Origin of the sequence: Burkholderia seminalis DSM 23518 (assembly GCF_902832885.1) — a bacterium.
In the GTDB taxonomy this organism is placed as follows: domain Bacteria; phylum Pseudomonadota; class Gammaproteobacteria; order Burkholderiales; family Burkholderiaceae; genus Burkholderia; species Burkholderia seminalis.
In genome coordinates this window covers 1-21,890 of record NZ_CADFDK010000030.1, presented here as the reverse complement: position 1 = coordinate 21,890, position 21,890 = coordinate 1, and the positions used below count along the sequence as shown (strand labels likewise).

Sequence of the window (21,890 nt, the reverse complement as noted above, 5' to 3'; positions counted from 1 at the left end):
GATTCTATGCACCTCGCGCCGCCCACGCAAGCCCTTTGTGAAAAAAGTTTGAAAAAGCCCCCGTGCGCTGCCGCGCACGGGGGCTGGGGGTTCGACGGGCCTGAATCGCAACACGAGCGGTTCGCTATAGCTATGACGTATGCCCGTCTTTCCCCCTATATGAAAAGCAGCGGAACGGACAAGGAACCTGGCGCTGTCGAGTATCATGCCGCGACCGAACCACGCACCCCTATCGACGATGGACAGCACGACTCAATCCGGCGACGCCGATCTTCGCGACGAATATGCGGCGCTGCGCGAACGCGCCATCCTGCTGGAAGAACAAACGCCGGCGCTTCTCCAACGCATCTCGGATGTATTGCCTCGGATCAGCGGCGAATCCGAACTGGCGGACGAGCATCGCGAGCGGCTCGTCGGCGCGCGTAACGCGGCGATGGTCTCGATCGAGAACTATCAGCAGGCGATTCCTTTCCTGCAGACAGCCGATTCGATCATCGAACAACTGGACAAGACGCCAGCGCGCGATGAAGACATCGAGTGGCGCGAATCGCTGCTGCAACGGCTCGACGAGCTGATCGACGTCGCGGTCGTGATGATCAACGACGCCGAAGACTATTTCGATCAGGCGCAAGCCTGCGACCTGTCCAGCGTGCCGAAGTCCATCCTCGAGGACTGAATGGTGCCGCCGGGGATCGCGCGGCGCACCGGCTTCATGCCGTGCGCGCCGGCCATCCCGATGTTGGTCGGTCGACACGCAATGCCTACGGCATCGGCGCCGGGAAGACCGCCCCTCTCCCGCAAAAGCTCACCTTGTCGTGGCAACCGCCCCACAGTCGCCACGTGCCGCCGCTATAGCGAGTCGAGCACGATCGCCTCGCTCACGATCGGCACGCGGATGTAACCGCCCTCCGTGTCACCATACGCATATGCGTTCCCGTCGATCACGTATTGCGCGGTCAACGCGCAAAGGGTTGCGTCTCGCGCATCAACGGAGCGCAGCCTCGACACGTCGATCCCCAGCCGCTCCAGCAATTGCAGGCGCTGGGTACGCTTCTGCTTCGCCGACGCCACCGCCTTGCCCAGCATCGCGCAGGTAATCGCATACGGATAGGTCTCGAAACTCGCACGACCACCCGCATAGTGCACACCGGTCAGCAATGGATAGGTATCCGCCAGCGCGCGGTACACGCGTTCCCCGATGAACATCCAGTCGAAGAAGCCCGACGTGCTTGAAACGGCCTGCTCCCGCGACGGTGTCGGAAAACACGAGATCCGTTCGCAGGCGAGCGCCTGTTCGGCCGCCCGGCGGCCGACGCCTGGCCACCACACGCTCGGCGCGTCGACGCCGACGGCCACGACGTCATGGGCAACACACAGCGCGGGTATCGCCTCGGGGGCAATCCGCGCTTCGCGGCAGACGACCGTCGACCCGCGCAGGATCACGAGATCGCACAGCTTCTTGTCGCCCCCGACGTCGACACCCGCCACGGCGGGCACCTGTCGCGCGGCGGATGCGACGGATCGAGCCGATACCATGCCGGAACTTCAGTCCGCCGGCCGCGCGCCGTACGCGGTGTCGAAGATCGCCTCGAGACCGGGATGCACGCCGCGCATCGGGTCGACGACCGACTTCGCCCAGTCGAAATACGCCTGCTTGCGCTCGAGCGGCCAGTCCGCGGGCGGATGCCGCGCGATGTCGCGCAGGTTGCAGATCTTGTCGGCGAGCTTCACGAGCTTCGCTCGCCGGCTGATGGTCGACGCGTGCTCGATCTGCAGGCGCTTGCGCTCCTCCTTCGGCAACGACTTGTCGTCGGTGACCTCCATCACGATGTCCGCCACGTCCTTGCCGAACAGCCGCAGCAGTTCCTGCTCGGTCGTCTCCGTGTCCTCGACCGTGTCGTGCAGCACGGCCGCGACGATCACGCGCTCGTCCTCGATACCGGCTTCGTTGGCCAGCACGTCGGCAAGTGCGATCGGATGATTGATGTACGGCGACGCCTCTTCGTCCTTGCGACGCTGATTGCGATGCTTGTCCGCCGCGAACGCGATGGCGGCTACCAGCTTTTTCATATTTTCCCCTCGTGTGGCCAGACCCGCGACCGGTTGTCCCGGTCCCGTGCGTTTCGGAACCGCTCATACTACCTGCACGCGATGCCCCTTCCCGTGTACCGGCATCGCGGCACGCCCGCGCATCACGCGCCGGCCGGCGCGCGCTGCAACTCGACCACATTGACCCGCGCGCCGAAGACGTCCCGCACGAGCGGCAACAAGTGGTCGTGGTGCGTCAGGAACAGCACCTGGGTTCGCGTCGACAGATCGCGCAGCGCATCGAGTCCGGCCTTCGCGCGCGCATCGTCGAAATTGATGAACAGATCGTCGGCGACGAACGGCAGCGCGATGCGGCTGCCGAGCTGCAGCTCCAGCGCCGCAATCCGCAGCGCGAGGAACAACTGGTCGCGCGTGCCTTCGCTCAGCCCGGCGACCTCGACCGACGCGCCCTTCGTACGCCGCGCATACAGCGCAGGCGGCGTCCGTTCGGTGTCGACGGTCAGCTTCGCGAATTCGCCGAGCGTGAGCCCCGCGAAGATCTCGCCCGCGCGCCTGAGCATCGGCCCCTGCTTCTGGTCGCGATAACGATCCGTCGCCCACTTCAGCAAGCGGCTCGCGGTGGCCGCCTCCAGATACTGTTCGGCCGCATCGCCCATCGCCGCCAGCGCTTCCTGCCGTTTCGACTCGGCGACGGCCGCATTCGCCTGGCCGTCGATCGCGCCGAACGCCTGGTCGGCCACGACCTGCTGCTGCGACAGCTCGTTCAGCCGCTTGCCGACATCGCCGAGCGACTGCTTCACCGCTTCGAGATGCGCCGGTACGTCTGCGATGTCCTGCTCCGCGACCTCGGCTTCGACGGCGGACCGGGAAAGACCGTCGCCATCGCGCACCAATGCCTCGTGCGCGGCCTCGACCGCCTGCCGAAGCTGACGCTGACGATCCGAGCGCTCGGCCAGCGGCAGCGCCGCGTCGATCGACGCGACGCCGGCCAGTTGAAGCAACGGCTGGATTCGTGCATCCGCACCGGCCACCGCGGCGGCCGCGTCCGCGACCTTGCCGTCGGCGTGCCGCACGGCTTCGTCGGCACGATCGATCGCACGCGCGATTTCCCGGGCGGCCGCGAGGCGCATCGTCAGCCGGCGCGCCACGTCCGGCCAGTCGCCGCTCGCCAGCCATTCCGGCGCGAGCGCTTCCGCAAGCCGCCGCGCGCCGGCCTCGAGCGCGGCCAGCTCCGCGCGGATCGCGGCGATCCGGTTGCGCGGCGCGTCGGCATCGGCCAGTTCGGCCGTCACCGTATTCGCGAGCGTGAGCGCCCCTTCCGCCGCGGCCAGCGTCGTCGCGCTCGCGGACAGTTTCGCGTCGGCCAGCGCGTCGCGCCACTGCGCTTGCCACGCGTCGTAAGCCGTTTGCGCGTGGCCGGCCCGCGATTGCGCGGTCGCGCATCCGCGTTCGGCTTCCCGCGCACGGTCTTCCAGGCTATCCTGCTGCGCGATCGCTTTCTCGGCCGACTGTACGAAGGCCTCGGCAATCGCGACGAGCGCCGCCAGGCCGTCCGGCTCGCCACCTCGCGATACCGTGCGCAACGCCGCGCGCAGCGCGGCTTCCGCGCCGTCCCGGGCCGCATGCAGCGCGTCGAATTCGCGGCGCTGGCGGTCGAGATCCGCCTGCGCGGCGAACACCGTTTCGCGCTTCGCGAGCCAGTCGCCCATCGCCGCCAGCGACATGCCGGGCACCGCGGCTCTCGCCGCGAGTGCGGCCCACGCGTCGCGATGCGCGGTCAGTTCGCGCTCGCGTTCGTCCAGCGCGGCCTGCCTGCGTGCCGCGCCCGCACGTGCGGACTCGACCTGCTGACGCAGCGATTGCAACGTCGCCGCGGCCTGCGTCGCGCCGAGCTGTGCATCGACGAGTTCGTCGGCGAGGCGAATCGCGTCGTCGACCGCCGGTGCGCCCGCGGCGAGATCGACCGTGCCATTGCGGATGTCGCCCCACGCGCCATCGCGCCGCGCGCGCGCCGCCAGCACGTCGGCGGTCGTGACGACCTTGTGGTTCTCCGCGAAATGCTTCTCCTGCAGTTCGAGCCGCTCGAGCTCCTCGAGCGCGCTGTCCCGCGCATCACGTGCCGCGGCGGCCGCGCTCGCGTACTCGCCGTCTTCCTTCAGCAGCGCGCCGAGCCGCGCCGCCGACGGCACGTCGAGCGCGCGCAGCGTGTCGACCGGCATGCGCCACTGGCCAAGCGCATCGAGCGCACCCGACAGCGTGCGTTCGGCGGCCGCGATCTCGTGCGCCAGCGCCTGCTCGCGCTGACCGCTGTTGCGAAAGGCTTGCGCGTCGGCCAGCGCCGCGCGCAGCGCCTCCGGCACGTCGACGGTCGACAGTCGCGCCTGTTGTTCCCGCACCTGCGCAAGCTCGCGCGTGCGTTCGTCGAGCGACTCGCGCGCGCCGGCGAGCGCCTGGTGCAGCGCGCCGTGCCCTCGCAGCAGGTTCGTCACCGTCTTCAGCGACAGCGCCGTCGGCAGCGACGCACGCAGCGACGCTTCGTTCGTCGGCCAGTCGAGCTGGGCCGCCGCCGCGCACGCGGCGGACACATGCCGCTCGACATCCGCGCCGAGCAACAGCAAATCCTGCGCGTGATTCATGCACGTGCCGCGCAACCGATCGAGCGCTTCGATATCGGCGTCGAGCGCCAGCGTGTCGGCGTCCGCATCGATCGCCTCGCGCGCCTGCCGTTTCGCGAGCAGGTCGGCGCGACGTTCTTCGAGCACCTTCTGCTCGGCCGCGAGATCGCCCTGCGCCTTCAGCAGATCGGCATACGCGGTCGGCGGCAACTCGACGACCGCACCCAGTTCGGCCAGCGCCGCATCCTTGACCGTCAGCTCCTTCAGGTATGGCGCAAGCCGACGGACGCGTTCAAGCTTCGAGCGCAGCGTTTCGAGCCGGCGCTGTTCCGCGCGCGCCTGCTCGATCTGCTGCTCGACCGCTTCGCGCGCGTCCTTGCGATCGACCCAGTCGCGCGTGCGGACCTGGACCGTCTTCAGTTCGGTCACGGCTTCGTTGAACGACGTCTCGGCCAACGCAAACGCGCTGCCGCTCCGGCGCGGCGCCCACAGCTCGAGCGCGCGCGCGTCGAGCTCCTCGCGCACCGGCCCGAGACTGCCGACACCGGCAGCCGATTCGAACAACACCTGGCCGAGCTTGTCGGAAGCATCGAGAATGCTCCGGCCTCCATCGATCAGCCGTCCGTGATCGAGCCCGAACATCTGCTCGAAGAACTCACGCGTCGCGCCGTCGAGGATCGCCGCCAGATAGTCGTCGGGCAGCTTGTCGTCGCCGGGCGTGCGCAGCGAACTGCGCCCGCGCGCACGGTGGAACACGAGTTCGCTCGTACCGCTCTCCAGCACGCCGCCGATCCGCAGCTCGGGCGTGCTGTGCAGGAAATCGAGCGGCGTCTGCAGCTTCATCCCGAACAGCAGCTCGGATACGGCCGTGCGGATCGTCGACTTGCCGGCCTCGTTCGGCCCGACGATCACGTGAAAATCCTCGCGGGCCGGCGGGAACCGCAGCGTCTCGTCGGTGAACTTGCCGTACTTGATCAGATCGAGCTGGCTGATGCGCATCGCTTACTCCCCCCTCGCCAGCCGCGCGAGCAACGCGGGCCCGACCTGCTCGACCAGCGCCGTCAGTTCACCGGCGCGCGCCATCGTCAGCAACGGCACCTCCTCCTTCACGTCGCTGCGTACCTTGCCGACGAACGGCTTCAGGTCGCGTTCGAGCAGCGCGAGGAAATCCGGATCGTGCGCGGCATCGGCGAGGATCTGCTTCAGATCCTCCAGCGCTTCGAGCTGCTCGCTTTCGCCAGGCTGGTGATCGGCGGCGGACGTCGCGAGCCGGACCTTCTCGAGCCACAGCCGCTCGTTGCCGATGATGCCGATCTGGTTGAGCACCTCCGCGCGCAACTGCGGCGCGCGGCCGAAAAAGAGGCCGTGCGCGGGCGTGCGCCCTGTGACCGTCACGCGCACCGCGCGCGGCACGTGGCCGTCGACGGTCAGCAGCGCCTCCAGCGACTGGCCGATCTTTCTCGACAAATCGGCGACCGACAGGCAATCGGACGCGTCGACCGACACGGCTTCCCAGCGCAGCACGTCCAGATACAGGCGCTCGACCTGCGTGCGGCCTTGCTCAACCGTCACGAGCACCGCGCCGCGCCGGCCCGTCTCGCGGATGTGGCGCCCCTGGAGGTTGCCGGGAAACACGACGGTGGACGGCCCCGTCCATTGCTGGAACTCGTGCACGTGGCCGAGCGCCCAGTAGTCGTAGCCCTTCGCGTGCAGTTCGGCCAGCGTGCACGGCGCGTAGTTCGCGTGCGCGGCATACCCTTCCAGCGCCGTGTGCAACACGCCGATGTTGTAGTAGCCGGGTACCGGATCCGGATAGCCGAGCGCGAGGTTGTCGACGACGGCCTTGTCCTTGAAGCTCTGCCCGTGCAGCGCGACGTCGAATTCGGGCAGCTTGACGGTTTCCGGCTTGCGGTGGCCGAACACGGTGACGTTGTCGGGCAGCGTCAGCTTCTTCGTCATCTCGCTTTCGGCATCGTGGTTGCCGCCGAGCACGAACGCGCGGATGCCGGCCTTGCGCAGGCGCCCCATCTGCTGGCCGAAGAAGATGCCCGTGTTGTGATCCTTCCAGTCGCCGTCGTACAGGTCGCCCGCGATCACGAGGAACGCGACGTCCTCTTCGATCGCACGATCCACGAGTTGCCGCAGCGCCTCGCGCGACGCGTTGCGCAACTGCGCGGCCGGCGCGTCGGGGTACGCGCTCAGGCCGTGCAACGGGCTGTCAAGGTGAATGTCTGCCGCGTGGATGAACTTCACGAAGGTTCCTCTGTTTCATGGCGAAGGGCGACGCCGCTCGCACGGGCCCGTGCCGTCAATCGTCGTCCCGCCAGCCGCCGGGCCTGCCGCGTGACGTAAGGCGCGTGCCGGACCGGATCATGCGGCCCGTTGCAAGCGGGTCGGGATGGTACCTGAAAGCGGGTAACGACAAGACGTTATCCGTCGGTCCGGATGGCCGGGAAGCACGCGATACCGGTGCGAACCGACATTGTGCCGCAGCACGAGCGAGCGACGGCGAAACCGCGCCGCCGCAGAACGGCCCGCTCACGAAACGATGGCCGCGCAATCGTCCGATAGAGGCGATTGCGCCTTGGATCGTGTTTCGGGAGATACGAAACGGCAACGGCGTTGAACGGGCAGCGGGAAAACGCGCTGGATCGCCCCGCGTGCGTCGCGACGCATGCGGGCGCCCGACTACATGCCGTTACTCGCCGCGCGGAACGGGCGGCGGCGCAAAGCGGTTGTCGTTGCCGGGGAACGGATTCGCGTTGCGGCGCAGCGCTTCCTCGTCGTCGTCTTTCTGCGCGAACAGCGCAACGCCGATCACGCCGACGTTCGCGGCATCGCCGTACTTCGAGTTCGCGACGTAGCTGTCGGGCACGGCGGCGAAGCGGAACGCGGCGACTTCGTCGCGGCTCTTGCGAAAACCCTCGATCGTCAGCGTGCGGCCCGGATACAGCACGTAGCCGCCGTTCGTATAGCTGCCCGGCCGGCCCGACAGCACGTCGAGGCCGTCGACCGTCGACACGACTTCGAACGTGCGGCGCCCCTGGTTGCGCAGCACGATGATGTAGCGCGAACCCTCGACGCCCGCCATGTGCCAGCGGCCGTTGTTGCGCGCGAGCCGCAGCGGCGCGCCCTTTTCGTCGATGAACGACAGCGCGATGTCGCCATTGGCGAGCGCGACGCGGGTCGGCAGCCGGCGAACCTGCGAGGCCGGCGGATGGCCGGGCAGCGCATCGTTGTAGTAGACCGACGCGAGATCCGTCGGCTTGGCCGGATCCGCGCGTTCGAATTCAACCTGGCGGGTTTCGGATCGCACCGACTCGCCCCACGCGGTGCCGAGCCCGCGGCGTTCGCCGGCGTCCGGTGCGGCGGGGGACGCGGCGGCGCTGGCGGACGGCGGAGGCGGCGGCGGGGGCGGCGCCGCGCAGGCGGCCAGCCAGAGCGCGCAGGCAAGCGCGAGAAGACGGAACAGGATGGTCATGACGTGATGCCTCGGAATGTTATCGGACCGCGCCGGGCTGGCCGACGCGGCGTTTTGGTGTCGTCTGTCGTCACGATGTCGATCGGACATGCTTGCCCTGGTCGACCGGCATCGCCGTCGCGGCGGGCCCGCAACCGGGAGCCTCGCTATTTAAGCATGGCGGGCCGGCAATGGGCAGGGGCCGCGCGCGCCAATAAAAAGGCCCGGCCCGCATCGAAGCGGGCCGGGCCTTGACGGAACGCGTGCTGCTTACAGCGCGCCGCCTTGCGCCGACGCCGAACCCTTCACGCCGACCGATGCGCCGCCTTGCACTGCGTTAGCCGTGCCTTCGAGCGCCTCGCCGGCCTTCGCCTTCGCGCCACCCGCGACGTCGCCTGCCGTCGACATCGCGCCTTGCGCATGGCTCTTCACCGAACCGGCGACGTGCTTCACGTGCGACTTCGTCGAGTGGACGGCCGATGCCGCCGCATCCTTCGCCGTACCGGCTGCGGAACCGACCGCCTGCGTCGCGCCGCCGACCGCATTGCCGGCTGCCGAGCCGACGCCGCCGACCGTCTTGCCGACGCCGTTCAGCGCGCCGCCAACCACATTGCCTGCGCCCGAACCCGAGCCCGCCGCATTCGCGCCGGCGCCGGCCTGCACGCCCACGCCGCCGCCGAGCAGCGGCGTCTGGACCTGTGCGCCGACGCCAGCAGAACCCTGTGCGCCGGTTTGGGCCGTCTGTGCGAATGCAGCCGACGTCGCCATCGCCGTCAGAGCGGCACCCAGCAGGATCGTACGAATCTTGTTCATGGTCATTCTCCCCAAAGACGTTGTTGCTGCGGGCCGCCTTCGTGCGGCTTGTCGCATGCCTCACCGCGAAGTGCGGCAGGTGGGGCTAATGTAGCGGCGCCGGCGCGCAAAACGATTGAATTGCGGGGACTGTTACTTCGGTTGCAAATGCTGACGATTGACTCACACTGTTTGACAATCGAGGGCTCGCGGCGGGATGGACACCCTATTCGTCGGCGAACGGGAGCGGCGCTCCGCCTGGGTGATTCGCCCGATCGCCACGCATCGTCCCACCCGGCTGGTGAAGCGGCCAGCCTATTTCATCAGCATTCCTAACGATGTGCATTGCCCGGCCATCCATGCGGCCTCGCCATGAAAAACGGCCCCGACCGCCCGTCGGCGGACCGGGGCCGTACGCACTCACCCAGTTACGGCCGGAACGTATCGCCGAGCACGACGCCTTCGCGACGCGGATCGGTACCGCCCTGCAACGCCGGCGACTGGCCGACCGTCACGCGCATCACCGTATTGACGCCGCTCGCCTGCGCCGACGTCGACACCTTGTGCCCGAGCGCGAGCAACCCCGTGATCAGCGGATCGTTCGCACCGTTGTTCGCCGTGTTGACGTTCGGATGCTCGCCGCCGATCGTGGTCGTCGGGCTGTTGCTCGCGCCGAAATCGACGAGCCCCGCGGACTGCTGCGCGTCGAGCCCCCAGTCGAGCGCGCCGACGAGCGTCTTGACCACGTATTGCGGAATCGTGCCGCCGCCCGGCGAACCGGTCGCCATCACGAAATCGCCGCGCGAGCCGTCGGCGGCCTGCCCGAACACGATCGTCGGCGCCATCGAGCTGCGCGGCCGCTTGCCCGGCTGCAGCCGGTTGGCCACCGGATTGCCGGACGTGTCGACCGGGTTCGCGGAGAAGTCGGTCAGCTGGTTGTTCAGCAGGAAACCGTTGGTCATGTGGAACGAGCCCATGCTCGACTCGACCGTCGTCGTCGCGCTCAGCACGTTGCCGTCGCCGTCGACGATCGTGAACTGGTTCGTGCCGTGCTCGATCAGCGTCGTGTCGACACCGAGCGGCACCGCACCGAGATTGCCCGGCTGGGCGGTCCCCATGCTCTTGGTCGTGTCGATCAGCGCCGCGCGCGACTTCAGGTACGGCTTGTTCAGCAACGTGTCCCACGTGCCGCCGGGCAGCGGCACGAAATCCGTATCGGCCACGTACTTGTCGCGGTCGGCATACGCGAGCCGCTCGGCCTCGGTGACGAGATGCACGCCCGCGACGGTCGGCTTGCCGCCTTCGAGATCGATCGCGGTCGGCTTCAGCGACTTCAGGTCGAAATTCTCGAGAATGCCGAGCGCCGACGCGACCGCGATGCCGCCCGACGACGGCGGCGGCATCCCGCACACCCAGTAGCTGCGATAGGTCGTGCACACCGGTACGCGACGCTTCGCCTGATAGGCGGCCAGATCCGCGACGGTCGTCTTGCCCGGCGTGAGCGTCGAGCCGTCCGCACCCTTCGTCACCGCGATCTTCGCGACGATGTCCTGTGCGATCTGCCCGGTGTACAGCGCATTCGCACCCGACTGCGCCATCAGCGCCAGCGTGCGCGCGTACGCGGGGTTCTTCAGGACCGTGCCGAGCGTCTTCGGCGAACCGTCGGCGTTCAGGAAGTACGCGGCGGCCTCGGGATCGCGCTTCAGGTTCGTGGCGTTCGCCGCGATCGCGTCGGCGAGCCGGCCGCCGATCGGAAAGCCGTTGGTCGCGAGCGTGATCGCATCGCCGAACAGGTTCTGCCACGGCAGGCGGCCGTGATCCTGTTGCAGCGCCTCGATGAGCCGCGGCACGCCGATCGTGCCGATCGAGCGGCCGCTCGCGCGCGCGTTCGGCTGCGGCGCGGAATGGTCGGTCGCGTCGTCGACGTAACGCAGGTAGTTTTCCGTCGCGGCGGCCGGCGCGGTTTCGCGGCCGTCGTAGGCCTGCAGCGTCTTGCCGCGGGCATCGTAGTAGAGCAGCACGCCGCCCGATCCAAGGCCCGTCGCCTCGGGCACCGTCAGGCCGAGCACGGCCTGCACGGCGACCGCCGCATCGGCGGCCGTGCCGCCCTTCTTCAGCACCGCGCAGCCGGCCGCGCTCGCGTACGCGTTCGACGTGGCCACGAGGTAGGTCTTCGCGTAGACCGGTTTCATCCCGGTGCGATAACCCGACGACGCTTCCGGCAGCGACGGATCGCCCGGCTGGTTCGACCCGACCACGACCGTCGCACCGCTGTTGTCGACCGCGAGGCAGCTGGTGTCAGCTGAAGGTGTCGTTGCGTGACCCGCGTCGTTCTCGACGTCGCCGCCGCATGCGGTCAGCAGCGCGGCCGCGAGCAATACAGAGGCATACGGAAAAATCGCTGTTCTGTTCATTGTTCGTCGATGTTCTTTTAGAGCGTTGCGATGGGCATCACGCTGCCTGCGACCCCCTCGGTGCGCGGGCAACGCGTTCGATAGTCCCATGAACAATTTTCTTTCCGCAACAAGGAAATGACGCAATGCGGCCGATCGTTGCACGTACAACGCCACCGAACCGGCTTGCCGGCCATTTGCTGCACTGCGTCGCGACGCGGCTTCGTTACGTTGCCGTCCGGCGACGCTTGCCGGCCACGCGGCCATCACGCGCGAAACCGTGCTCCATCGCTTCGATCGCTTCCGAGAAAAACTCGAGAAACATCGTCATCGCGACAGTCGCGCTCATGTCCGCGCGCTGGTAGATGCAGCTGAACGAACGCGCGCCCGCATCGGCGAGCGGCGTCCACGCGAGCCGGCCGGCGGCGACGTCGTCCGCGACGTTCTCCGCGATCAGGAAGCCGATGCCGGCCCCTTCGGCCGCGAGTCGCCGCACCATCGACACCGAACCCGTCTCGACCAGCGGCCGCGCGTTGCGCGGCTGTCGCGCATCGATCTGGTCGAACATCGCGCGCAGCTCCGTGTCGGGTGTCATCAGGAGCAGCGGATGGGCCAAGCAGTCGCGCATTCGCACCTTGCCGCCGGACAACGCCAGCGGATGGCCAGGTGCCGTGACGACACCCAGCGGCTGCGCGAACGCGCGCACCTCGACGACGCTCGCCGCCGTGCGCCGGCGCAGCGCATAGCCGATGTCGGCCTCGCCCGTCTCGACCCAGCGCACGATGCTCTCGCCGTTTCCCGAGCGCACGCTGTACGTGACGCCGGGATAGCGCTGCATCGCGGCCAGGATCGCGTCGGGCACGAGCTTCTCGGCCGTCGATGCGGGCACGGCCAGGTTCACGTGCCCGCGCCGCAGTGCGCGCAAATCCTCGACCTGCGTCAGCGCGTTGTCGAAGTCGCGCTGGCCGCGCCGCACGGCGGCGATCACGATCTCGCCGGCGAGCGTCAGCTGCATGCCGCGCGGCAGCCGGTCGAACAGCGGCACGCCGACCTGCTCCTCGAGATTGCGGATCTGCTGGTGCACGGCCGCGGCGGTCAGGTGCAGCGCGTCGGCTGCCTTGCGAATCGAGCCGCGCCGGGCGACCTCGTCGAAACAGCGGAATGTCTGCGATATCGAACGCATGAATGGACCGTTAGATTTTTCCGAACACGCCGTCAAGAATAATCCAGTTTCACTGACTCTCCGGATCGTCTAGATTGCGCTGCATTCCCGTGTTCGACTCGAATGGAGACCGCAATGACGACCGTCGACCAGATTACCCAGCGCCGCCGCGGCGTCGGCCTCATCGCCCACGATCCCGCCCTGTCCGCGGGCGGCTATACGCTCATCGCGCCGCAAACGGCGGACGGCAACGTCTATCTCGTCGGCATCGACGGCGAGGTCGCCCATCAGTGGAAAATGCCCGTGCGCCCCGGCCGTCACGCGGTCATCCTCGCGAACGGCAACCTCGGCTACAACGGCAATCACCCGCAATCCGAATCCCGCTACGCGCCGTGGTCGATGTGGCATGGCGGCGACTTCTACGAGGTCACGCCGCAAGGCGAAACGGTGTGGCGCTACGAGGATCCCGCGCATCACCACGATGCGCAGTGGCTGCCGAACGGCAACCTGCTCTACGCCGCGTGCGAACCGGTCGACGCCGCGTTCGCGCGGCGCGTGCCGGGCGGTACGCCGCACGGCGACGACGACGTGATGTACGCGGACGTGATCCGCGAAGTGAACCGGGCCGGACAGATCGTGTGGGAATGGCACGCGCGCGAGCACCTGCGACCCGAGGATTTTCCGATCGCGGCCGGGTTCGGCCGCTATCACTGGCCGCTCGTCAACGGTCTCGCGGTCGACACGAACGGGCGCGTGCTGATGAGCCTGCGCACGACGTCGGGGATCATCGGCGTAAACCGCGCAACCGGTCGCGTCGACCTGCACGTCGGGCCGGACGTCGTGTCGCACCAGCATGCGCCCGTGCCGCTCGCGAACGGCAACATCCTCGCGTTCGACAACGGCAATTTCCGCCACGGCGCGCACGTCGTGTTCTCGCGCGTCGTCGAGATCGATCCCGCGACGCAACGCGTCGTCTGGTCGTACACGGACGACGTCGTGAACCTGTTCTACACGCCGTTCATGGGCAACGCGCAGCGCTTGCCGAACGGCAACACGCACATCACCGAATCGTCGACGGGCCGGCTGTTCGAAGTGACGCCGGCCGGCGAAGTCGTGTGGGAATACGTGATCCCGTGGTTCGCGGAATACCCGGACGAGGCCGCGCGCAAGACCGGCCCCGGCCAGCTGAACAGCGTGTTCCAGACGTTCCGCTACAGCGCCGCGCAACTGCCCTGGCTGCGGACCTGACGCGTCGTTCGCCGTTGCATTCCTGCCATCGTCGCCGTTCGCTTCCGAGGGGCCTGCCGTGTCGCACGATCCGATCTCACCGCCCGTCGATGCACGGTTGCCCGCGTGGCAGCTCGCGCTGTTCGGGCTGCAGCACGTGCTGTCGATGGCCGCGTCGCCGATCACGGCCGTCTTCCTCATCGCGAAAGTCCTGGCGCTGCCGGCCGACCTGACGGTCCAGCTGATCGGCGCGACGTTCTTCGCGTGCGGCGTCGGCACGCTGGTGCAATCGCTCGGCGCCGGCCCGATCGGCGCACGCATGCCGTTCGTGATGGTGCCCGGCGGCGCACCGACGATGCTGTTCGCGGGCATCGCCGCGCAGTCGGGCCTGCCGACCGCCGCCGGCGCGGCGCTGCTCGCCAGCGCGTTCTACTGGGTGCTGCTGCCCGTGTTCACGCGCTGCCTGCGGCTCTTTCCACGCGTCGTCGTCGGCGCGATGCTGTTGCTCGTGTCGATCAACCTGATCCGGATCTACGCGGCGATCGTCGTCGGCCAGCCCGGCTCGGCCGACTTCGCGCAACCGCGCGCGCTCGGTCTCGCGCTTGCGACGATCGTCGCCACCGTCGCCGTCGCCGGTGCGTTTCGCGGCACGCTCGGGCGCCTCGCGGTACTGATCGGGTTGATGGCCGGCGCGACGCTCGGCTGGGCGCTCGACGCGATGCCGGCGCTCGCCGGCGTATGGCACGGCCCGTGGTTCACGCATCCGGTGTGGCTGCCGTTCGGGATGCCGCGCCTCGACGTGCTGGCCGCGCTGCCGCTGCTGATCTTCACCGCGATCTCGATGGCCGAGGCCACCGCGCAGACCGTTGCCGTCGGCGAGACGTGCGGCAAGGCGGTCTCGATGACGCGCGACGTGCCGAAGACGATACGCGGCGATGCACTGGCGTCGCTGGCCGGCGCGCTGTTCGGCACGCCGCTGATCGTGACCAGTGCCGAGAACATCGGCGTCGTACAGACGACCGGCGTGCGCTCGCGCTACGTGACGGCCGCCGCCGGCGCAATCCTGATCGTCATTGCGCTGTTCGCCCCGCTCGCGCGGCTCGCGTATGCGATTCCGGCCGCCGTCGTCGGCGGCACCGCGCTGGTCGTGTTCGCGATGATCGGCGTGATGGGCATCCGGCTGCTCGCCGGCGTCGACCTGCACGCGCGCGCCAACCAGTACACGCTCGCGGCCGCGCTGGTGGTCGGTCTCGCGCCGATCCTGGTGCCGAACCTGTATCGTCAATTCGGCGCGCCCGTCCAGATCGTGCTCGGCAACGGCATGGCGGCCGGCACGCTCGCGGCCATCGCAACGCAACTGGCATTCGCCGCGCTCGCGCGGTTGAGCGGACAGACGCAGGCAAGCGTGCCACCGGCACCTTCGCGCGAAGCGTAACGGCGATAACGGGCAGCGCGGCGCACGCTGCGCTCCGCTTGACGACATCCTCCGTTCGACCGGCAAGCGCCGCTCCCTCCTGGCTCCGGCACGCGCGTCTCCTCGGCGCCGCGCCGGCTTCGGGTATATCGGCATCATCATCGCGATGGAAACGGCGACGGCCTTGCCGTGCCGGATCGGCGCGGTCCGGTTGCTGCGCGCGCCGCGCCGGCGAAGCGGCGTTCCGCACGGCCAAGGCACACGCGATCGCCGGCCTGACGCTCGGCCTCCTCACGTGACAGGTTGCGTTCATGTCGGTCGGCGGCGAATGGTTCGGGATGGGGATGTCGAGGCAATGGAACGGCGTACCGGACGCGTTCCGCTTCTTCATCACGCTGCCGCTCGTGCTCGTCGACCTGACGATGAACACCGACGGAATCGACGAGACGCGTGTCGCGCCGAACGGATGGACATCGGGACGATTGCCGGCGTCACCGCGTCCGGCTATAAATCGTGGATGGACACGAATCGCTGGATTCACGACCCCGTCGGCGCGTTTCGCGCATGGCAGGAAACCGCCGCGACGGGCGCCGGCCGCCGGCCGTTCGCGCCGCGTTCGGTCGTGCAGCACGTCGCGATGTTCGAGCGGTTCCTGCGCCATCTGATCGCACAGCGCGTGTCGCTGGTCACGTTCGGCCCCGACCACGTCGCGGCGTTCCTGGCGGAACTCGACCGTACCTGCGCACCCGGCACGTCGACGCGCGTGCGCTATGCGAAGCTGATCGACCGGCTGGGGCGGCATCTGGTCGACACCGGTGTGCGGACGATCCACCCGGCAGGACGGACGACGCGCGATCTCGCCTGGCCGGCCGGCGAGCCGGAGCCGTGCTACCTGCCGCCCGACGCCGACGCGGCGCTGCAGCGCCATGTCCAGCCTCGGCCGGACGACTCGTCCACCGACTGCCGGAATCGCGCGATCGTCGCGCTGCTGCTTGCCAGCGGCATCACCTCGGCCGAGATTCGTGCGATGCCCCGCGCCGCGCCCAATCTCGATGCGCAGCCACCGGCGTTGTCCGTGCCGCGCGATCGCGCGCGGCCGGCGCGCCGGGTCGAACTGGCCGAATTCGCGCTGGCGCCGCTCGCCGCGTGGCACGCGTATTCGACGGATACGCCGGCACCGGCGCTGCTGTTCCCCGCACCGCGCGGCGGTGGCGCGATGAACGACATGTTCTTGCTGCTCGTGGTGCGCGAAGCGCTCACCGCGATCGGCTTCCACGCGGCGGACATGAGCCCGCGCGTGCTGCGCAACACGTATGCGCGCCGGCAGTTGCTCGCGGGCCACACGCATGCCGAGGTCAGTGCGATGCTCGGCCTCGTCAGCACGCGAACGGTCACGCGCATCCGGCAGACGCTGCCGCCGGACGCAGCCGCGGATCGCGCTGCGCACGAACGCTGAACGCGTGCGCGGAACGCACCCTTTTCCTTCCCGTTCGTTATGCGCCCGACTTCGACTGGATCAGGCGCAGGATTCGCGTGTCGTACGGCGATTGCATGACTTCCGCGATGCGAATTTCGGATGCGGCCGGATGCAGCGGATTCAACAGGAAGTTGTGCGCGTGCGGCACGACGACGCTCGGCACGCGCAGCAGCGCGCTCGGCTGCGTATGCAGCCATTCGGTGCCGGCGCTGCGGGTCCAGTCGACGTTCGTTTGCCAGTCGTCCGGTGCGTCGCCTTCCGCGATTTCGGCGACATCCACCGAATCGGGCACGTCGATCCGCAGCAGCTGGTATCCGCTCGGCAATTGGGCAACGGTGGCGATTTCGAAATGAACGAGCGTCTCGAGCAGCGCGAGCGCCGGGTGTTCGGCGAGATAGACGACGGGCTGCCCGGCAAAATGCCAGCGCCCGCCGGCCCGCAACCCGCCGATGCCCTTCAGATCGGCGTAATTGCTGATCCGCCACAACGTCGTCAAGCGAAATACCCCTCGTCGATTTGCGTGAGGACTTCCTCGACGAGGCGAGCACCGTGCTCGGTGCTCGCCATGTCGAGCGACGTGCGGCCGCCGAAGCGCTGCAACCCGTTGCGCAACCACGCCATCGCCTTGTCCTGGTCGCCGAACGTGGCCGTCGCCTGCGCGACGATGCGCGCGAGGCGGATCGCCTTGTCGGATTCCTCCGGCGACAGACGTTCGTGCGCCTGGCGACGATGGCTCAGCGTGCGGCGCGGAATGATGAAGGCCAGTTCGTCCGATTTCAGCCCGCGCTCGGACAGCCGGTCGATCACCGATACGTCGACACGCGCGCTCGCGAGCTCGGCCAGATCGGCGCCCGAACGGACACGGATCGCCAGCAGCTGCTCGAGAATCGTGAATTCGGCCTGGCGCGGATGCGCGACGCCTGAAGGATGAAAAGCGATGGTGCTCATGACCTCTCTCCGGCAATTTGCCCAACCATTATAGGCGTTTTGCCGGAAACTTGCGGGAGGACGAGCCACAGCTGCTGTCGTCGGCCGGTCGACGGGCTCGGCCAAGGATCCCCCTCCTGCCCCTGGCAGCAGCTTCTGAGGATGCGAATCGAAGATTCGCTTCGATGAGGCGGAACCACTATTCAGTATATAAAGTCCGCTGAAATGTCTTACGGTTGTCACGTAACAACCCTTTTATTGAATTAAATCGCGCCGCTGAACCGGCATCTGCCATCCCGCAATGTACATTTGTCGACCGGAGCGACCGGCCCGGTTACTCGCCGACCACCATGACGAAACACGTACCGCGGCCCTCTCCCTCCGGATTCGCGCCCCGATCCCGCACTTCTCGCCATCGCTCACGAACATCCGGTGCGAGATCTCATCGCCGTACGGCCCCACTTGAAGCTGTCGTCGAACCATGTCGAGCCCATGCCGACGCAGCGGGTGTCGGGTACGTCCTGAGTATGGACGCCATCAGAACGCCGGTCCCGGTCGAACATCCGGCAGGGCAACGCCCCTACTCCCCCAGGCAGCTACCCTGCCACCGGCACGCACGGTTCCGCCCGGTGCAGCGGAACGTGCGCGATACCCGATGCAATCAGCCGGCCCACCCCGACGACCGGATCACGCTGCAGAAATTGCCGGCGCGGAAATGCGGATCCTTGTCCGCGATCACATCGGCCTTCACGTTGCCGAAAGTCGTGCCGGGCTTGTGCTTGATCCCGTCGTAGAACGCCTGAATGATGTCTTCCTTGAAGTGCGGCGTACGCGGATGCGCGCGAACGACGGCCTCGCGCTCGACGTCGCTGTATTCCGGATACGTGAGGCCCAGCACGTCCATCTCGACGCCCGCGGTGACGAGCGTGATCACCGGATGCATGTGCTGCGGAATACCGGGCGTGGTGTGCAGCGCGATCGAAGTCCACACAACGTCGATATCCTGCTGCGAGATGCCCTTGCCCTTCAGGAAATCGCGGGCGGCATTGGCGCCGTCCACTTCGAAGCGCTCGCATGCGCTGCTGTGCTGGTGAGTGAGCCCCATGTCATGAAACATGCAGCCGCAGTAGAGCAGCTCGGGATCGTACTCGAGCCCGCGGCGCCGGCCCGCCAGCGCCGCGAAATAGTAAACGCGGCTCGAATGATGGAACAGCAGCGGCGACGCGGTATCGCGAACGAGTTCGGTGATCTCGCGCGTCAATTGGCTATCGGGGATGGCGATGCCTGCAACGTTCTCAGTCATGATTGACCTCCATTGAAAACACTCCCGATTTTCCAAAGCCCGATAGCTGTCTTCAATAGACGTATTACGTCAAATCCTGCCATTTCGCGCGATGGACGGACGTGATGCCAGCGTGACCGAAAAAACACCGAAAAAGGGCTCCGCCGCCTCTCTCGATGCGCCACCGGCCCCTCTATACTGCTGCGCATCACCTTAGATACCGCACGCATCCGATCACCATGCCGAAGGTCGTGGGAATTTTCGCCGTCCCGGGCGTTCAACTGCTCGATGTCTCCGCACCGCTCGACGTGTTCGCACAGGCGAATGCCGAATGCGGGAGGCCGTTCTATGCATTGCGGATCATCGCGAGCGAATCCGGTCCGATCCGCAGTTCGTCCGGTGCGCAACTGCTGCCCGACTGGATCGTTCCCGACATCCCGGAGCGCATCGACACGCTGCTGGTCGCGGGCGCGCCGAGCGCGGGCCGCGTCACGCTGCGCACCGATGTCCTCGCGTGGCTGCGATCGGCGGCCGTGCAGAGCAAGCGCTACGGCTCGATCTGCACCGGCGCGTTCATCCTCGCCGCCACCGGCCTGCTGAAAGGCCGCCGCCTGACCACGCACTGGGCCGCCGCCGACGCGCTGACAGAAGCCTATCCGTCGCTCGCCGTCGATGCCGATGCGCTGTACGTGCGCGACGGCAAGCTGCGCACGGGCGCCGGCGTCACGGCCGGGCTCGATCTCGCGCTCGCGCTGGTCGAGGAAGATCTCGGCCGCGAGATCGCACGGCGCGTCGCCGCGCAACTGGTGATGTTCTTCAAGCGCCCTGGCGGGCAGCTCCAGTTCAGCCGCAAGGGCGAAGCGCGCCCCACCGGGCGCTCGGTGCTGCAGGAGGTACAACGCTGGATCGCGGCGAATCCGGAACTCGCGCATTCGGTAGCCGACCTGGCGAAGCATGCGGGCATGAGCCCCCGCCACTTCGCGCGGCTGTTTCGCGCCGAGGTGGGCATGACGCCGGCCGCGTGGGTCGAGGCAACCCGCATCTCGGCGGCCCGCCAGTTGCTCGAGAACGGCCACGACACGCCGAAGCAGGTCGCCGCGAAATGCGGCTTCGCGAATGTCGACACGCTCAGGCGGTCGTTCACCCGCCACATCGGGATTACGCCGGCCGAGTACCGGAAACGGCAGGCGGTTCCTGTGGAGTGATAGGACAACGCATCGACGATGGCGACTGCATCGGGCAACTATTTCGGAATGCGATGTAATTGAGCGTCACGCGGCAATGGGCGGTTTGACGGTATCGAGCCCTGTCGGGCCGAATCCGGAGCGCTCATCGGCGTATGCCCGCGGCCCGTCACGCCCGCAATCATCGGATGAAACCGCCACTCACGCCGATCGTTTACCCAGTTGCAATAATGAATCACTGGAACGCGTATTTCCGACCGGTAACGCGATCGCTACGATGCAATCAACCGCTGAACGCAACGAGCGAAGCGAGAAATCCATGAAAACCGGAGGTCACCATGAAGTCGTTCATCACCGCTGTCGTCGCCGCAACCGCCCTGTCCGCCTCGTACGGCGCATTCGCACAATCGAACCCGTCGGGCCAGCTGACGCGCGCCCAGGTCCGTGCGGAACTCGTGCAGCTCGAACAGGCCGGCTACAAGCCCGAAGTCTCCGATCAGTATTACCCGCGCGCGCTGCAAACCGCCCAGGCGCGTGTGACGAACGCCGATGAAGCCGGTTACGGCGCCCAAGCCGCCGCCGGCGTGCGTGCCGGCCGCGCAATCGCGGTCAAGCAGGAAGGCCGCGACTCGGTCTATTTCGGCCAGTAAGCCGATCCCGCGCCCGTATCCCGGTACGCGCGCGGTACCCGCAACACCCCGCGCCCGTTCATCGGGGCGGGGTGTTTGCTTTTCGGCCCCCCGCTCCGGACACCGATCACGTGCGGCACAGCACCGTTCACGCAGCCAGTGGATGTTTGCGCATAGAATGGCCGCGTGGTCGGCGCCGGCCGACTCGAACGCGAGCGGCACCACGACGCCCGGCATGCCCGATCGTCGCCGCGCCCGCTGGCCGGCCCGATGCCGCGCTCAACGCATTTTTCGAAAAGGAGCGGTTTCATGTCTCAAACACCCGGTTCCATGATCACGTTTCGCCGCCCGGACGGCCAGGAACTGCAGGGCTATCTCGCGACGCCGGCAAAAACCGAAGGCGCGCCTGCCGTCGTCGTCATCCAGGAATGGTGGGGGCTGAACGACCAGATCCGCGGCGTCGCGGACCGCCTTGCGCGCTGCGGTTACTTCGCGCTGGTACCCGATCTGTATCGCGGCAAGTCGACGGTCGAGGAAGAAGAAGCGCACCACCTGATGACCGGCCTCGATTTCGGCGATGCCGCGTCGCAGGACATTCCCGGCGCCGTCACGTATCTGAAGACGCTGGCCTCGCGGGTCGCGATCACGGGCTACTGCATGGGCGGCGCCCTCACGCTGCTGTCGCTGCAACACGCCGATGCGGATGCGGGCGTGACGTGGTACGGCTTCCCGCCGCTCGACTACATCGATCCGGCGAAGCTCAAGGTGCCGCTGATGGGCCACTGGAGCACGCAGGACGCATTCTTCACAATCGACCAGGTCGACGCGCTGGAAAAGAAGCTGACCGATGCGAAGGTCGGCTTCGAGTTCCATCGCTATCTCGCGCACCACGGGTTCGCGAACGAAACGGCCGTGGGCCCGGGCCGCATCTCCAGCACGCAGTTCGATCCGGTGTGGTCGCAAATGGCCTGGGATCGCACGCTGACCTTCTTCGGCCGTACGCTTTGGACGACACAGGCGTAACGTAACGCGACGCCCTTCGCGGGCGGCCGTGCAAATGAAAACGCCACGGACGCAAATCCGTGGCGTTTTCGTTTCCGCATACCGCCGGTTCGAAACGACAGGCGCGGCTGGCCGCCCCTGCGCTTCGTTGCGCTTACCCGTTTGTCGCAGCCGCCTTGTCGTAATCGACCGGCGCATCCGGCGCGCGCGGCGTTTCGCCTGCGTGCTGGATCCAGCCGCCGCCCAACGCGCGGTACAGGTCGACCAGGTTCGTCCA

General features: G+C 67.7%; 19 protein-coding genes and 1 pseudogene. 9 read left to right on the top strand and 11 right to left on the bottom strand.

Going from position 1 to position 21,890, the window contains the following annotated elements; all coding sequences use genetic code 11:
• Window positions 1-238 precede the first annotated feature (238 nt).
• Window positions 239-676 carry an ATPase gene (locus HWX00_RS36260; protein WP_226194352.1) on the top strand — a complete coding sequence of 146 codons (438 nt, stop codon included), beginning with the start codon at window positions 239-241 and terminating at the stop codon, window positions 674-676.
• 173 nt (window positions 677-849) lie between these two features.
• Here the strand turns inward: HWX00_RS36260 and HWX00_RS36255 are convergent, their stop codons facing one another.
• The 6 genes from HWX00_RS36255 to HWX00_RS36230 form a co-directional block, all read right to left on the bottom strand.
• On the bottom strand, window positions 850-1,536 hold the full coding sequence (locus HWX00_RS36255; protein WP_049031094.1) for a DUF429 domain-containing protein: 687 nt from the start codon (window positions 1,534-1,536) through the stop codon (window positions 850-852).
• Window positions 1,537-1,545: 9 nt separating this feature from the next.
• Window positions 1,546-2,070, bottom strand: a complete 525-nt coding sequence (locus HWX00_RS36250; protein WP_034191123.1) for an HD domain-containing protein — start codon at window positions 2,068-2,070, stop codon at window positions 1,546-1,548.
• A 122-nt stretch (window positions 2,071-2,192) separates the two neighbouring features.
• Entirely contained in the window at window positions 2,193-5,663 is a 3,471-nt protein-coding gene (locus HWX00_RS36245; RefSeq protein WP_175029184.1) for an ATP-binding protein, read from the bottom strand.
• Window positions 5,664-5,666: 3 nt separating this feature from the next.
• Window positions 5,667-6,917 carry a metallophosphoesterase family protein gene (locus HWX00_RS36240; protein WP_069704957.1) on the bottom strand — a complete coding sequence of 417 codons (1,251 nt, stop codon included), beginning with the start codon at window positions 6,915-6,917 and terminating at the stop codon, window positions 5,667-5,669.
• Window positions 6,918-7,362: 445 nt separating this feature from the next.
• Window positions 7,363-8,145, bottom strand: a complete 783-nt coding sequence (locus HWX00_RS36235) for a hypothetical protein (RefSeq protein ID WP_124671312.1) — start codon at window positions 8,143-8,145, stop codon at window positions 7,363-7,365.
• 249 nt (window positions 8,146-8,394) lie between these two features.
• Window positions 8,395-8,937 (bottom strand): hypothetical protein, encoded by a 543-nt coding sequence (locus tag HWX00_RS36230; protein ID WP_034191119.1) that lies wholly within the window; start codon window positions 8,935-8,937, stop codon window positions 8,395-8,397.
• Window positions 8,938-9,133: 196 nt separating this feature from the next.
• Between HWX00_RS36230 and HWX00_RS36225 the strand changes: the two genes are divergently transcribed.
• Complete coding sequence (locus HWX00_RS36225; protein ID WP_175029183.1) at window positions 9,134-9,292, top strand: hypothetical protein; 159 nt, start codon at window positions 9,134-9,136, stop codon at window positions 9,290-9,292.
• Window positions 9,293-9,344: 52 nt separating this feature from the next.
• On the opposite strand, the gene HWX00_RS36220 is transcribed toward HWX00_RS36225, so the two are convergent.
• Both HWX00_RS36220 and HWX00_RS36215 read right to left on the bottom strand, forming a co-directional pair.
• Entirely contained in the window at window positions 9,345-11,330 is a 1,986-nt protein-coding gene (locus tag HWX00_RS36220; protein ID WP_034191118.1) for a gamma-glutamyltransferase family protein, read from the bottom strand.
• A 205-nt stretch (window positions 11,331-11,535) separates the two neighbouring features.
• Window positions 11,536-12,492 carry a LysR family transcriptional regulator gene (locus HWX00_RS36215; RefSeq protein ID WP_175029182.1) on the bottom strand — a complete coding sequence of 319 codons (957 nt, stop codon included), beginning with the start codon at window positions 12,490-12,492 and terminating at the stop codon, window positions 11,536-11,538.
• Between the two features lie 102 nt (window positions 12,493-12,594).
• On the opposite strand from HWX00_RS36215, the gene HWX00_RS36210 reads away from it, so the two are divergent.
• The 4 genes and pseudogenes from HWX00_RS36210 (at window position 12,595) to HWX00_RS36195 (ending at window position 16,568) form a co-directional block, all read left to right on the top strand.
• Window positions 12,595-13,719, top strand: a complete 1,125-nt coding sequence (locus HWX00_RS36210) for an aryl-sulfate sulfotransferase (RefSeq protein WP_175029181.1) — start codon at window positions 12,595-12,597, stop codon at window positions 13,717-13,719.
• 58 nt (window positions 13,720-13,777) lie between these two features.
• Window positions 13,778-15,133: a uracil-xanthine permease family protein gene (locus HWX00_RS36205; protein WP_175029180.1), complete on the top strand. Its 1,356-nt coding sequence runs from the start codon at window positions 13,778-13,780 to the stop codon at window positions 15,131-15,133.
• A 121-nt stretch (window positions 15,134-15,254) separates the two neighbouring features.
• Window positions 15,255-15,570: pseudogene (locus HWX00_RS36200) on the top strand (DUF2165 family protein); the annotation flags it as partial.
• A gap of 59 nt (window positions 15,571-15,629) precedes the next feature.
• Window positions 15,630-16,568 carry a tyrosine-type recombinase/integrase gene (locus HWX00_RS36195; protein ID WP_175029186.1) on the top strand — a complete coding sequence of 313 codons (939 nt, stop codon included), beginning with the start codon at window positions 15,630-15,632 and terminating at the stop codon, window positions 16,566-16,568.
• A gap of 37 nt (window positions 16,569-16,605) precedes the next feature.
• Here the strand turns inward: HWX00_RS36195 and HWX00_RS36190 are convergent, their stop codons facing one another.
• The 3 genes from HWX00_RS36190 to HWX00_RS36180 all read right to left on the bottom strand — a co-directional run bounded on the left by HWX00_RS36190 (window position 16,606) and on the right by HWX00_RS36180 (window position 18,819).
• Window positions 16,606-17,085, bottom strand: coding sequence for an RES family NAD+ phosphorylase (locus HWX00_RS36190; protein WP_034191114.1), 480 nt, complete (start codon window positions 17,083-17,085; stop codon window positions 16,606-16,608).
• On the bottom strand, window positions 17,082-17,537 hold the full coding sequence (parS, locus tag HWX00_RS36185) for a type II RES/Xre toxin-antitoxin system antitoxin (protein WP_031403156.1): 456 nt from the start codon (window positions 17,535-17,537) through the stop codon (window positions 17,082-17,084). Before parS ends, HWX00_RS36190 begins: the two co-directional genes overlap by 4 nt.
• 640 nt (window positions 17,538-18,177) lie before the next feature.
• Window positions 18,178-18,819: an HD domain-containing protein gene (locus HWX00_RS36180; RefSeq protein WP_175029179.1), complete on the bottom strand. Its 642-nt coding sequence runs from the start codon at window positions 18,817-18,819 to the stop codon at window positions 18,178-18,180.
• A gap of 218 nt (window positions 18,820-19,037) precedes the next feature.
• On the opposite strand from HWX00_RS36180, the gene HWX00_RS36175 reads away from it, so the two are divergent.
• The 3 genes from HWX00_RS36175 (at window position 19,038) to HWX00_RS36165 (ending at window position 21,634) form a co-directional block, all read left to right on the top strand.
• Window positions 19,038-20,003, top strand: coding sequence for a GlxA family transcriptional regulator (locus HWX00_RS36175; protein WP_175029185.1), 966 nt, complete (start codon window positions 19,038-19,040; stop codon window positions 20,001-20,003).
• 317 nt (window positions 20,004-20,320) lie between these two features.
• A complete protein-coding gene (locus HWX00_RS36170; protein ID WP_034191126.1) occupies window positions 20,321-20,632 on the top strand; it encodes a DUF4148 domain-containing protein in 312 nt (103 codons plus the stop codon).
• A 288-nt stretch (window positions 20,633-20,920) separates the two neighbouring features.
• On the top strand, window positions 20,921-21,634 hold the full coding sequence (locus HWX00_RS36165; RefSeq protein WP_124610178.1) for a dienelactone hydrolase family protein: 714 nt from the start codon (window positions 20,921-20,923) through the stop codon (window positions 21,632-21,634).
• Window positions 21,635-21,890 lie beyond the last annotated feature (256 nt).